General features: G+C 64.7%; 10 protein-coding genes and 1 tRNA gene. 5 read left to right on the top strand and 6 right to left on the bottom strand.

Translation table 11 applies throughout. From position 1 onward, the window contains the following. Positions 1-215: 215 nt before the first annotated feature. Positions 216-2,531 carry an AAA family ATPase gene (locus tag BLQ58_RS01515; RefSeq protein ID WP_092594240.1) on the top strand — a complete coding sequence of 772 codons (2,316 nt, stop codon included), beginning with the start codon at positions 216-218 and terminating at the stop codon, positions 2,529-2,531. Here BLQ58_RS01515 and murI read toward each other — a convergent pair. From murI to BLQ58_RS01495, 4 genes are all read right to left on the bottom strand, one after another. Continuing rightward, the gene (gene murI / locus BLQ58_RS01510; RefSeq protein WP_029051732.1) at positions 2,525-3,349 is read right to left on the bottom strand and encodes a glutamate racemase; all 825 of its coding nucleotides are present in this window, start codon (positions 3,347-3,349) and stop codon (positions 2,525-2,527) included. The two genes, BLQ58_RS01515 and murI, sit on opposite strands and share 7 nt — an antisense overlap. 70 nt (positions 3,350-3,419) lie before the next feature. After that, the gene (locus tag BLQ58_RS01505) at positions 3,420-4,943 is read right to left on the bottom strand and encodes a fumarate hydratase (RefSeq protein ID WP_092594239.1); all 1,524 of its coding nucleotides are present in this window, start codon (positions 4,941-4,943) and stop codon (positions 3,420-3,422) included. Positions 4,944-5,085: 142 nt separating this feature from the next. After that, positions 5,086-5,658: a TIGR00645 family protein gene (locus BLQ58_RS01500; protein WP_092594238.1), complete on the bottom strand. Its 573-nt coding sequence runs from the start codon at positions 5,656-5,658 to the stop codon at positions 5,086-5,088. Between the two features lie 123 nt (positions 5,659-5,781). Continuing rightward, entirely contained in the window at positions 5,782-6,702 is a 921-nt protein-coding gene (locus BLQ58_RS01495; protein ID WP_175459815.1) for a DMT family transporter, read from the bottom strand. 310 nt (positions 6,703-7,012) lie between these two features. Here BLQ58_RS01495 and acs point away from each other — a divergent pair, with 310 nt between their 5' ends. From acs to BLQ58_RS01480, 3 genes are all read left to right on the top strand, one after another. Beyond that, the gene (gene acs, locus BLQ58_RS01490; protein WP_029051671.1) at positions 7,013-8,995 is read left to right on the top strand and encodes an acetate--CoA ligase; all 1,983 of its coding nucleotides are present in this window, start codon (positions 7,013-7,015) and stop codon (positions 8,993-8,995) included. 117 nt (positions 8,996-9,112) lie between these two features. Next, positions 9,113-11,164: a sodium:solute symporter family protein gene (locus BLQ58_RS01485; RefSeq protein WP_092594236.1), complete on the top strand. Its 2,052-nt coding sequence runs from the start codon at positions 9,113-9,115 to the stop codon at positions 11,162-11,164. A 98-nt stretch (positions 11,165-11,262) separates the two neighbouring features. Continuing rightward, positions 11,263-11,353, top strand: a tRNA-Ser gene (locus BLQ58_RS01480). Between the two features lie 272 nt (positions 11,354-11,625). Here the strand turns inward: BLQ58_RS01480 and BLQ58_RS28655 are convergent. Further along, a complete protein-coding gene (locus BLQ58_RS28655; protein ID WP_139186052.1) occupies positions 11,626-12,519 on the bottom strand; it encodes a hypothetical protein in 894 nt (297 codons plus the stop codon). 100 nt (positions 12,520-12,619) lie between these two features. Between BLQ58_RS28655 and BLQ58_RS29030 the strand changes: the two genes are divergently transcribed. Then, entirely contained in the window at positions 12,620-12,775 is a 156-nt protein-coding gene (locus tag BLQ58_RS29030) for a hypothetical protein (protein ID WP_175459814.1), read from the top strand. Between the two features lie 75 nt (positions 12,776-12,850). Here BLQ58_RS29030 and BLQ58_RS01465 read toward each other — a convergent pair whose 3' ends face one another. Continuing rightward, positions 12,851-13,567, bottom strand: a complete 717-nt coding sequence (locus tag BLQ58_RS01465; protein ID WP_092594233.1) for a GGDEF domain-containing protein — start codon at positions 13,565-13,567, stop codon at positions 12,851-12,853. Positions 13,568-13,599: the final 32 nt, after the last annotated feature.

Raw genomic sequence — 13,599 nt, 5'->3', positions numbered from 1 at the left:
GTGCGGGCGCTTCATTGCGGACTGCGCAGCAATGGCGGGCAGCGTGTCGATCCGGCGTTACGTGGGACAGGTCGCGCCCCGGCATGCCTCCGATGCCCCACCCGCGGAAATCCGCGCTACGATTAATAGGAATCCCCAGTTAGCGGCAGACACGGCACAGGCCAGGCGTTCCCCGCGGTCCGGACGCCCCGCGCCCCGTGCGAAGGGAACCAGCCATGGACTTCACCCGTTTTGCTGAAGACGACCGCATGATGGACGACCGCAGCACGTTGTTGCGCGCGTCGTCCGGCACGGTGGGCACTTCGGCGCTCGACTGGATGTGCGCCCAGTTTGCGTTGCGCGTGGTCTGCGCGCTTGGGCCGCGTTTCAATCTGCGCAGCAATATCAATGACGTGCTGACCGTCAGCGCGCAGGAAATGGTGTGGCCGTACGGCGTGGTGCTGCGCGTGCAGCGATTCCTGTCCGCGCGCTGCGCCGACATGCCTGCGTGGAAAGGCGCCTCGCGCCTGTCGCCCGAGGAATTCCTGGAGCGCCACGGCCAGTGGAACAGTGCCTTCGACGAAAGCGCGCTGTTTTATTATCTCGACGAATACGTCAAGCACCACGCCAAGGACATGTTCGCGGTCTTTGCCGCGTCGTCGGCCGCGATTGCGTCGCGGCTCGATGGCGAGCGCGTGCTGCTGGTGCGCAATATCGACATGCTCAGCCACGTGCTGAACCTGCCCGACCACGAGCGCAAGCTGCTGCTCTACGCGGCGCTGGCCAAGTACAAGCGAGACCTGCGCGCGGTGATGGTCGACTGCAAGGTGGCCCACAGCCAGGAAGCATTCCAGATCCTGGGGGGGCTGACCGCGGCCAGCCCGGCTGACATCGCGTCGTCGCTGCGGCCGGGGTCGCGCCTGGAGACGCTGAACCTGATCGAACAGCCGCTACCGGAAAACAGCGTGACGGATCTGGGCGACCTGATGCGCCTGTCCGACCGCCTGCTGCACGTGCTGCTGGGCAACTACGCGAGCGAGGCCGAGATGATGGCGGTCTTCACGCGGCCTGCGGCGCCACCCACGCTGGGCACCAACGACTATCCGCACGTCGAGACCGATGCCCGTTATCTGACCGCCCTGCTCGGCAATGCCACGCGCCAGAACGCCAGCGGCGTCAACGTGCTGATCTATGGGCCGCCTGGCACGGGCAAGACCGAATTCGCGCGGCTGGTGGCGCGCGAGGCCGGTTGCGAACTCTACGAGGTGGACTGCTTCGACCGCGATGGCAACAGCCTGTCGGGCAAGGATCGATACCGGTCGTTGCAGGTGTCCCAAGCCTTTCTGCGGGGGCGCCCGCGCACGGCGCTGCTGTTCGACGAAGTCGAGGATGTGTTTCCCGGCAGTGCGCGCGAACTGATGAGCCTGTTCGGACAGGAAGACACGCGCGCGTCCGTCAACGGCAAGGCGTGGGTCAACCAGACGCTGGAGCAGAACCCGGTGCCCGTGATCTGGATTTCCAATTCGATCCGGCAGATCGACCCGGCCTATCTGCGGCGCTTCCAGTTTCATCTCGAATTAAAGATTCCGCCACCCCAGGTGCGCGAGAACATTATTCGCAAGCACCTTGGCAGCCTGGCCGTCAGCGATGCCTTCGTGGCGACGCTGGCGGCGCGCAAGACGCTGACGCCGGCGCAGGTGCAGTCGGCGGCGCGGTTCGTCGAACTCGCGCGGCCCGATGTCGATGAGCCGGTCGAGGCGCTGATCCTGCGCCAGCTGGAGCATGCCGACCGCGCGATGGGCCTGCGCCCCGAGGCCGAAACCCGTCCGGTTGTCACGCACTACCGGCTGGACAACCTGAACCTGGAAACACGCTACGCCGTCGACAAGATCGTGCAGGCGCTGGGTGCGCGCCGGCGCGGCACGTTGTGCTTCTACGGGCCGCCCGGTACCGGCAAGACGGCGCTCGCCGAGCACATCGCGGCGGCGCTGGACCTGCCGCTGATGATCCGGCGCGCCTCGGACCTGATGAGCAAGTATGTGGGCGAGACGGAACAGCAGATCGCTGCCATGTTTGCGCGCGCCGAGGAAGACGGCGCGGTGCTGCTGCTCGACGAGGCCGACAGCTTCATGCAGAGCCGCCAGCAGGCGGTGCGCAACTACGAGGTGTCCGAGGTCAACGAGATGTTGCAGGGCATGGAGCGCTTCAACGGCATCTTCGTCTGCACCACGAACCTGTTCGAACGCATCGATGAGGCGGCGCTGCGGCGTTTCTCGTTCAAGATCCGCTTTCTGCCGCTCAAGCCCGCGCAGCGCGAGGCGATGTTCGTCGACGAGGCGCTCGATGGGGATGCCGGGCGCATGACCGATGCCATCCGCCGCGATCTCGACAGCATGGATTGCCTGACGCCTGGCGATTTTGCGACGGTGAAGCGCCAGTCAGTGGTGCTGGGCGAGGCGCTGACGGCAGATGAATTCCTGGCGCAGTTGCGCCAGGAGCACTCCGTGAAGCCGGAGGTGCGGCTTCACAAGCCGGTAGGCTTCATTCAGTAGCCAGGCGCGTCGATGGCGGGGGCCGGTTCGATGGCCACGGTCTCGGCGCTGGCCTCCACATCGAGCAGCGCCCTTGCCATTTCGCGCAGGTGCGCGGCGTCCTTGGTCGACAGGTAGCGTATGGCCGGGGTCGCGTCGGGGCTGGCCGACAGGCCGAACTCGGCCAGCTTGCGGGCGAGCTGGCGCGCGATGGCCGTGCCGGTATCGATCAGCGTCAGGCGGCTGCCGACCATGTCGCGAATCGTCTCGGACAAAAAAGGGTAGTGCGTGCAACCCAGTACCAGGGTGTCGGCGCCGGCATCCAGCATGGGCCGCAGGTAGGTGTCGAGCTTCTCCCGAATCGCCGGGCCCGATACGTCGCCCTGTTCGATCAGCGAGACCAGCCCATGGCCCGCCGCGCACAGGTACTGGCTGTCGTGCGCCAGCGAGGTCAGCAGGCGGTTGAACTTGGCGCTCTTTAGCGTATTGGCGGTGGCCAGTACGCCCACCACCTTGCTCCGGCTCAGCGACGCCGCGGGTTTGAGCCCCGGTTCCACGCCGATGATCGGCACGCCCAGCCGCTCGCGCAGCGTCTGCACGGCATGCATGGTCGCCGTGTTGCAGGCGATCACCAGCGCCTTGCAGCCCTGGGCCACCAGCCATTCGCAGACCTGCAGCGTGCGGGCTTCGACAAATCGCTCGGGCTTGTCGCCGTACGGCGCGTAGCGCGAATCGGCGAAGTAGATCAGCGGCTCGTGCGGCAGCATGGCGCGCACTTCGCGCAGGACGGACAGGCCGCCAAGGCCGGAATCGAAGATGCCGATGGGGGAAGGATTCACGCGCGGGGGGTAAGGACGGATTTCTCCCTCTCCCATGAACGGGAGAGGGGAGCAAGGCCTTGGAAACGAATTACGCCGCTGCGACCGGAATCTTGCCGATCTTGGCCTGCCATTCAGCGGGGCCGGTCTTGTGGACCGACGTGCCCGAGCTGTCCACGGCCACCGTCACCGGCATGTCCTTGACGTCGAACTCGTAGATCGCTTCCATGCCCAGGTCTTCAAAGGCCAGCACCTTCGCGCCGCGGATCGCCTTCGACACCAGGTAGGCGGCACCGCCCACGGCCATCAGGTAGGCCGACTTGTGCTTCTGGATCGATTCGATCGCCACCGGGCCGCGCTCGGCCTTGCCGATCATGGCGATCAGGCCGGTCTGCGACAGCATGGTCTCGGTGAACTTGTCCATGCGGGTGGCCGTCGTCGGGCCGGCCGGGCCAACCACTTCGTCGCGCACCGGGTCCACGGGGCCCACGTAGTAGATCACGCGGTTCGTGAAGTCCAGGGGCAGCTTCTCGCCCTTGGCCAGCATGTCGGCGATGCGCTTGTGCGCGGCGTCGCGGCCGGTCAGCATCTTGCCGTTCAGCAGCAGCGTCTGGCCCGGCTTCCACGAAGCCACTTCTTCCGGCGTCAGCGAATTCAGGTCGACGCGCTTCGACGTTTCGGTGTTCGGGGCCCACTCCACCTGCGGCCAGGCCGACAGGTCGGGGGCTTCCAGCTTGGCCGGGCCGCTGCCGTCCAGCGTGAAATGCACGTGGCGGGTGGCCGCGCAGTTCGGGATCATCGCCACGGGCTTCGATGCAGCATGCGTCGGCGATGCCATGATCTTGACGTCCAGCACGGTCGCCAGGCCGCCCAGGCCCTGCGCGCCGATGCCCAGCGCGTTGACCTTTTCGTACAGTTCGACGCGCATTTCCTCGATCCAGTCCTTCGGACCGCGGGCGATGATGTCCTGGATGTCGATGGATTCCATCAGCGATTCCTTGGCCATCACCATCGCCTTCTCGGCGGTGCCGCCAATGCCGATGCCCAGCATGCCCGGCGGGCACCAGCCGGCGCCCATCGTCGGCACGGTCTTCAGCACCCAGTCCACGATCGAGTCGGACGGGTTCAGCATCACGAACTTCGACTTGTTTTCCGAGCCACCGCCCTTGGCGGCCACCTGGATGTCGACGGTCTTGCCCGGCACCACTTCATAGTGGATCACGGCCGGGGTGTTGTCCTTGGTGTTCTTGCGGGCGCCTTCGGGCGGGCTGACGATCGACGCGCGCAGCACGTTGTCCGGGTGCGTGTAACCGCGACGCACGCCTTCGTTGATCATCTCGGTCAGGCCCATGGTGGCGCCATCCCAGCGCACGTCCATCCCCACCTTGACGAAGATCGTCACGATGCCGGTGTCCTGGCACAGCGGGCGCTTGCCTTCGGCGCACATGCGGCTGTTGGTCAGGATCTGGGCAATCGCGTCCTTGGCGGCCGGACTCTGTTCCAGCTCATAGGCGCGGCCCAGGCTGGTGATGTAGTCCATCGGGTGGTAATAGCTGATGTACTGCAGCGAGTCGGCGACGCTCTGGATGAGGTCTTCTTGCTTGATGACTGTCATTTTGTGGGGGAGGGCAGCGGTGAAACACAGCCCGGGATGATACACCGTGGCGGCGACGGCTGTACGGCATGCATACAGCCGTCGACACCTTTGGTCGGGTATTCCTGTGAGGCGGATGAGTCACCTCGGAGGGACGGGATGCCTAGTGTGCCTGTTGCGCCGCACCATCGCTGCTGGCCGCGCCATGTCCCGGGGCGTGGTGGGGATGCGACACCATGCGGTCCACCCAGGCCATGGCCAGTGCGGATGCCAGGAATGCCACGTGGATGATCACCTGCCACATGATCGTGTGCGTGCTGCGCTGCTCGGCATCGATGAAAGTCTTCAGCAGGTGGATCGACGAGATGCCGATCAGCGCCATCGACAGCTTGACCTTCAATACGCCAGCGTTGACGTGGTCCAGCCACTCGGGCTCGTCCGGATGATTATCGATGCCCAGGCGCGACACGAAGGTCTCGTAGCCGCCCACGATCACCATGATCAGCAGGTTAGAGATCATCACCACGTCGATCAGGCCCAGCACCACCAGCATGATCTTGGTTTCGTCATAGGTGGTGACGTGTGCCAGCAGATGCCAGACCTCGGCCAGGAAGTGGTAGACGTAGACGCCCTGCGCGACGATCAGGCCGAGGTACAGCGGCAGTTGCAGCCAGCGCGAGGCAAAGATGATGCGGGGAATGGGACGCAGGGGACGAAGCGGGGTGTGTTGGGCCATGGGCGATGCCGGAAGAAAATGTAAATGTCAGCAGACAATCGAATAGGGGGTCGATTGTACCGTGCAGCGCATGACACCCGACAGCGCGGCCGGGTAACGATTCGTTAGTGTCGTTGGGCCGGATCAGCGTGGTCCGCTGTCCAGCGCCCGCCGCGCGATCGGCCCCGGCCAGCTGGCCAACGCGATGCCGGCCAGCACGCAGGCCAGCGCCACGCCATGGGCCCAGCCGGGCCGCTCGCCAAGCACCACGATGCCGTAGACCGCGGCCGCCACCGGCAGCACCGAGGTAAAGACCCCGGCCAGCTGTGCGGGCACATGGCGAATGCCCTTCATCCACAGCCAGAACGAAAACACGCTGGCCGACAGCGCGTACCAGACCAGCATGGCCCAGGTGGCGCCGTCCACGCCGCCGAAGTCGAAAGTTAGCAACGGCACGATGCCCAGCGGCAGCATCAGCGCTCCGCCGATCAGGTGGGTGTAGGCGCAGATCTCGATGGCGGCCAGCGTTTGCGACAATCGCCGCGACAGGATGACGTAGATCGATTCGCAGACCACCGCGCCCAGGATCATCAGGTTGCCGGCCAGCGCGTCGCCGCCCCCCAGGCCGCCTGGATCGTCATGGCCGCCGCCGCGCGCGACATTGAGCACGGCGATGCCGGCCACGGCCAGCAGCACCGAAAACACCGTTCGCCGCGACAGTCGCTCACGCAGCAACAGCCACGACAGGATAGCCACCGTGGCCGGGATGGTGCTGGTGATCACGCCGGCAGCCATCGCGCTGGTCAGCCGCACGCCGCCAAGCATCAGCAGCGTGAACATGAAGGTGCCGAAGAACGCCATCAGGAACAGGTTCAGCCATTCGCCGCGCGACACCGTGCGCATGCGCGCCGGCCGGTACCACGGCGCCAGGCACGCGATGGCGATCAGGAATCGCATCAGCGCGAACAGCAGCACGGGCACATGGGCAATGATCGATTTGCCGAGCCCGACATTGCTGCCGACAAGGGCCATCGCGGCGATCAGGAGGAGGGCGTGGATGGGCAAGTTCGTCCGATGGAGACCATCACGTTTGACAGAGCGGGCTAACCCTTCGCACGCCATGGGCCGGCTGCGATGGCAGGGGGCATGCCATCCGATGGAAAGGGCGTGTGCCGCGTTCAGGTATTTGGGTCCGGCGCATTATAGCTGTGCTAACTTAGTAGAGCCGACTGCACTTGTGCCCCCAAGTCTCCCGTGCCGTGCCATGCCAGACCTGCTGCATCGCAGCATCGCCCAAAGCGGACCGTCAGGTTTAAGTAAGGCGCCGGGCGTACCTTGCACCCAAAGCAGTCAAAGCCAAACCAGGAGACAACCCATGTCCGCCATCGAGTCGGTAATGCAGGAGCATCGCGTTTTCAATCCCCCGGAGTCGTTCGCGAAGAACGCCGCGATTCCGAGCATGGAGGCGTACAACGCCCTGTGCGCCGAGGCCGAGCGCGACTACGAAGGCTTCTGGGCGCGCCACGCCCGCGAACTGCTGCACTGGCACAAGCCCTTCACCAAGGTGCTGGACGAAAGCCATGCGCCGTTCTACAAGTGGTTCGAGGACGGCCAGCTCAACGCGTCGTACAACTGCCTCGAGCGCAATATCGAGAAAGGCAATGGCGACAAGACGGCCATCGTCTTCGAAGCCGACGATGGCGCCGTCTCGCACGTCAGCTACAAGGAACTGCTGGCGAAGGTCAGCCGCTTCGCCAACGGGCTGAAGGCGCTGGGCATCAGGAAGGGTGACCGCGTGGTCATCTACATGCCGATGTCGGTCGAAGGCGTGGTAGCCATGCAGGCCTGCGCGCGCATCGGTGCCACCCACTCGGTGGTGTTCGGCGGTTTCTCGGCCAAGTCGCTGCAGGAGCGCCTGGTTGACGTGGGTGCGGTGGCGCTGATCACGGCGGACGAACAGATGCGCGGCGGCAAGGCACTGCCGCTCAAGGCCATTGCCGACGAGGCGCTGGCGCTGGGCGGCTGCGAAGCGGTCAAGCACGTGGTGGTCTATCGCCGCACCGGCGGCAAGGTGGCCTGGACCGAAGGCCGCGACCGCTATATGGAAGACGTGTCGGCCGGCCAGCCCGATCACTGCGAAGCCGAGCCGGTGAGCGCTGAACATCCGCTGTTCGTGCTCTATACGTCGGGCTCCACCGGCAAGCCGAAGGGCGTGCAGCACAGCACCGGCGGCTACCTGCTGTGGGCGCTGATGACGATGCGCTGGACGTTCGACGTCAAGCCCGAAGACATGTTCTGGTGTACCGCCGATATCGGCTGGGTCACCGGCCATACCTATATTGCCTACGGCCCGCTGGCCGCCGGCGCCACGCAGGTCGTGTTCGAAGGCGTGCCGACGTTCCCGAACGCGGGGCGTTTCTGGGAGATGATCCAGCGCCACAAGGTCAGCATCTTCTACACGGCGCCCACCGCAATCCGTTCGCTGATCAAGGCGGCCGAGGCCGACGAGAAGATCCACCCGAAGCAGTACGACCTGTCGAGCCTGCGCCTGCTGGGTACCGTCGGCGAGCCGATCAACCCCGAGGCGTGGATGTGGTACTACAAGAACATCGGCCAGGAACGCTGCCCGATCGTCGACACGTTCTGGCAGACCGAAACCGGCGGCCACGTGATCACGCCGCTGCCGGGGGCCACGCCGCTGGTGCCGGGTTCGTGCACGCTGCCGCTGCCGGGCATCATGGCGGCCATCGTCGATGAAACGGGCCAGGACGTGCCGAACGGCAGTGGTGGCATCCTGGTGATCAAGCGTCCGTGGCCGTCGATGATCCGCACGATCTGGGGCGATCCGGAACGCTTCAAGAAGAGTTACTTCCCCGAGGAACTGGGCGGCACGCTGTATCTGGCCGGCGACGGCTCGATCCGCGACAAGGACACCGGCTACTTCACGATCATGGGCCGCATCGACGACGTGCTGAACGTGTCGGGGCACCGCATGGGCACGATGGAGATCGAATCGGCGCTGGTGTCGAACCCGATCGTGGCCGAGGCTGCCGTGGTGGGACGTCCGGACGACACCACCGGCGAGGCCATCTGCGCGTTCGTGGTGCTCAAGCGGTCGCGTCCGACCGGCGATGAAGCCACGAAGATCGCCGCCGAACTGCGCAACTGGGTGGGCAAGGAGATCGGCCCGATCGCCAAGCCGAAGGACATCCGCTTTGGCGACAACCTGCCCAAGACGCGCTCCGGCAAGATCATGCGACGCCTGCTGCGGTCGCTCGCCAAGGGCGAGGAAATCACGCAGGACACCTCGACGCTGGAAAACCCGGCCATCCTGGATCAACTGAAGCAGGCGCAGTAACGCCACGGGTTCATGCGCGCTATCCGGCGGCGTGACCCACGTTGTGCCCGCCCCGGCGCTGCCCGGGGCGGGCACAATGCTTTTTTTCCATACTGATTTCCACTCATCGTTGCGCTGATGCCAGACACCCAGTCGCGCTTCCGCCGTCGGCTGATGCTGTACTACGGCCTGTTCACGCTCGGACTGTTGGGCTTCGTCGGCATGATGGGCCTGCTCGAGCATTCGAACGCCGATGCGCTCTGGCTGGGCTACGTCTTCCTGTTCGTCACGATCGCGATTTACGCGTGCATCGGACTGATCTGCCGCACGTCGGATCTCAACGAATACTATGTGGCCGGCCGGCGCGTGCCGGCCATGTTCAACGGCATGGCCATCGCGGCAGACTGGATGAGCGCCGCCTCGTTCATCGGCCTGGCCGGCATCATCTTCGCGTCGGGCTACGAGGGCCTGGCCTATGTGATGGGCTGGACCGGCGGCTACTGCCTGGTAGCGTTCCTGCTGGCACCGTACCTCCGCAAATATGGCGGATATACGATTCCCGATTTCCTCGCGGCGCGCTATGGCAACGGCAAGCCGGGCGGCAATATCCCCGTGCGGGCGATTGCCGTACTGGCTGCATCGCTATGCTCGTTTGTCTATCTGGTGGCCCAGATCCAGGGCGTGGGGCTGATCGTCACGCGATTTATTGGCGTGGAATTCGCGGTGGGCGTGTTCTTCGGGCTGGCCGGCATCCTGGTTTGTTCGTTCCTGGGCGGCATGCGCGCCGTGACGTGGACGCAGGTGGCCCAGTACATCATGCTGATCGTGGCCTTCCTGCTGGCGGTGTCGCTGATTGCATGGAAGCATCACCATCAGGTGCTGCCGCAGGTGAGCTATGGCGGGCTGCTGCAACAGATCGACGCTGCGGAGAAGCAGCTCGATCGCGATCCCGCGGAACAACAGGTGCGCGAGATCTTCCGCCAGCAGGCCATCGACCTTCAGGACCGTATTGCCCGGCTGCCGATGTCGTTCAACGAGGAGCGGCAACTGCTTGATGCGCGCCTGCTGGAACTGCGCGCCCGCAATGCGCCGCTGCGCGAGATCAAGACGGTAGAGCGCGAACGGCAGGCGTTTCCCGCCGATGCCGCGGCCGCCCTGCAGCAGTGGACCCAGCAGCGCGAGGAAGCCCTGGCGCGCAGCCAGCCTTCCACGCCATCGACCGAACCGTATCCCGCTGCGTCGGAGCAGGAACGCAAGACGCGCCGGCTCAATTTCGTGCTGCTGGTGTTTTGCCTGATGGTAGGCACGGCCAGCCTGCCGCACATCCTGACGCGGCTCTACACGACGCCATCGGTCAAGGAAAGCCGCAATTCCGTGGCGTGGGCCGTGTTCTGCATCGCGCTGCTCTATGTGTCGGCGCCCACGCTGGCGGCGCTGGTCAAGGTCGAGTTTTTCCAGCACCTGGTGGGTACGCCGTACGCGGAACTGCCGCAGTGGGTAGTGCAATGGCGCAAGGTCGATCCGCCGGTATTCGGCATCCGCGACATGAATGGCGACGGCATCGTGCAATGGGCCGAGATACTGATCCAGCCCGACATGATCGTGCTGGCCGCGCCGGAAATTGCCGGCCTGCCCTATGTGATTTCCGGGCTGGTCGCCGCCGGCGCACTGGCCGCGGCGCTGTCGACGGCGGACGGACTGCTGCTGACCATCGCCAACGCGCTGTCGCACGACGTCTACTACCACATGATCGACCGCCAGGCGACCCACCAGCGCCGCGTAACCACGGCCAAGGTGGTGCTGCTGGGCGTGGCGCTGTTCGCGTCATACGTCACATCGCTGCGGCCCGGCAACATCCTGTTCCTGGTCGGCGCAGCGTTCTCGCTGGCGGCATCGAGCTTCTTCCCGGTACTGGTGCTGGCCATCTTCTGGCGCAGGACAACAGCAGCCGGTGCCGTCGCCGGCATGGCTACCGGCCTTGCCGTGGCGGTGTACTACATCTTCGTGAATTATCCGTTCTTCACCCGCATGACCGGCATTTTCGGCAACCGATGGTTCGGCGTGGACCCGATCGCGTCCGGAGCGTTCGGCGTCCCCGCCGGCTTCGCGGCCGCCATACTGGTGAGCCTGATCACGCCAAGGAACGCCCCGGTGATCGACCGGCTGGTGAATTATCTGAGGAAGGGGTAGGGCCATGTAACGTCTGGAGGCGTCCGACGGGTTTTGCCATCGTTCGGCGTATCGTTGCTGGACACCCGCGCCTGCTCTGCTATAATCGCGGACTTCCCGGAGAGATGGATGAGTGGTTTAAGTCGCACGCCTGGAAAGCGTGTATAGGTTAATAGCCTATCGGGGGTTCGAATCCCCCTCTCTCCGCCAAGATTCTGATGCCCGCGCCAGCGGGCATCGTCGTTTCCGGCAGAAGCAAGCCAATAGTTTGGCTTGCGCGAGGGATTCGAAGGGATTCGCTTGCAAGCGAATCCGCGGTCTGCGCCTATGTAGGCGAATCCCCCTCCCTCCGCCAGAATCCTGATGCCCGCGCCCGCGGGCATTTTCGTTTCCGCTTCCGGCCGCCGATTCATCCAGCACCCGCCCAAAAAAATGCCCGCTGCGCGGGGGCGAGCGGGCCGGGTGAAATGTCATGGGGTCAATCAAGACTGAGACCGATTGTCTTTTAATGTATCTCCGGCGTCTTCCCTACGGTGGAGGGGCGTGTGAGTGCTAACGTCCGACGCTGGTTTCTGGGTGTTACCGGATGACAAATTTGTCATGTTCGTGGGTCTGGGCGGCGTTGTGGGCGGCGTCGCTTGCCGGGCAACCGCCGCCGACGCACCGCGCCCCGACTCGAACGCGCTGATGATGACCGAGTTCATTGCAGACATCGCGCCCGCCACGCCCAGGACTGTCGTGCAGGCGGCGATCCAGATATTCCATCGCAGCAGTTTCGATTCTCTGCGGATTTCCACGACGTCCTCGCGTATCGCCATCGTCTGGGCCGTGAACTGCTCCTTCATGTCGTCGATGCGCTTGTCCATGCTGCGCAAATGGACGGCCATCATTTCGCGGAAGTTATTCTGCTCGATGGCGAGCCGCTGCTCCAGGCTTCGGGACTGCGCGGCGAAGCGTTCATCCATGCCCTTCAACAGCGCGTCGGTCCGCCGGTTGGATTCTTCAATGCGCCGCTCGGCTTCCCGTCTGTCCCGTTCGCTTTGTTCTTTGCACTGCTTTTCATATTCTTCTTTCCGCTTTTCGCGTTCTTTCCTGAGCCGCTCGTCCTGTTCCTCGCGTTCCTGCCTGAGCCGCTCGTCATGTTCCTCCCGTTCCTTCCTGCGCTGCTGCTCTTGTTCTTCGCGTTCCTTCCTGAGCCGCTCGTCTCGTGCTTCGCATTCCCTTCTGTACCGTTCGTCGCTTTTGGCGAACATGCGATTCATGCGTTCGTCGAGCCGTCGAACGTTCGCATCAAATTCGCCGCGCAGGATCCCACCGTCGCGGACGTTGCGGTGTCTTTTGGATCGTGAGCGGTGTCTTTGCTGTCTGGGCGTCATGCCTGAGGCCTCCGGTTGAAAAATGTTCAACTTCGACTGTCGGCCATCGCGCGGGGAATCGCTATAAGACAGTTCGCAAAGTGGAGCGAGGACGCCTACCATGCAAGAACGTCCATTCAAGGAGGTTCGCATGTCGAAGGAAAGCCGGGGTTTTGCCATGCCGACGTTGATTGCCTTTGCCGTGGCTGGCATGGCGTTCACCGCATCGCTGGTGCTGGCGTACTACGCCACGCACCCGCAGCGGATCAGGCAATAGAAATCGGGTGAGAAATCAGGCAGGAGGCGGCGGGCTGCGGGCGGGCGGCGGCAGGCGCCGGGCCGGCGAATCGGTTCAGGCCGTGATGGCGCAGGTCACGCGATTGCGCCCGCTGCGTTTGGCTTCGTACAGGGCCTCGTCGGCGCGGCCATAGGCGTACTCGAATGTACGGCCCTGGGCTGACCAGCTCACGCCAAAGCTGGCCGTCACCTGGCGGTTCACGGGTGGCGGAAATCCGTGGCCGGCGATGGCGCAGCGCATCCGTTCGGCCAGGTCCAGCGCATCGTCCATCGAGAAATCGGGCAGCAGCGCGGCGAATTCCTCGCCGCCCACGCGGCCGATTGCGCCTTCGGCCCGGACCGTATCCTTCAGGCAGGCCGTGACGCCGCAGATCACCGTGTCGCCGGCCGGATGCCCGAAATCGTCGTTGAGCCGCTTGAAGTGGTCGATGTCCAGCACGATCAGCGCCAGGCTGCCCCGCGCCAGCGCGGCGGTGGCGCGGTCGATCACGGCGCCCCGGTTCAGGGCGCCGGTCAGCGTATCGTGCGTGGCGCGATACTCCAGTTCCTGGGCCAGTTCCTGCAGCCGGTGGTTCAGCCGGTTCATTTCCAGCTCCTCGCGGTCGCTGCGGCGGATCAGGCGGCGCGTCTCGCGCATCAGCCGTTCGTAATAGCTGATCAGCTGGCCCAGCGTATGGCGATAGGCTTCCTCACCGGCGTCCACGTCGCAGAACACGGCCTTGGCATGGGCCAGGGCGCTGTTCTCCGATTCGAACAGGTCGGGTTCCGACATGGCTGCGGCAGGGGGCATGTCGCGCGGCGCGT

It is taken from the genome of Ralstonia sp. 25mfcol4.1, from assembly GCF_900104095.1.
Classification (GTDB): Bacteria; Pseudomonadota; Gammaproteobacteria; order Burkholderiales; family Burkholderiaceae; genus Cupriavidus.
The sequence above is the reverse complement of the archived record's forward strand: the minus strand, read 5'-3'. Positions and strand labels throughout refer to the sequence as shown.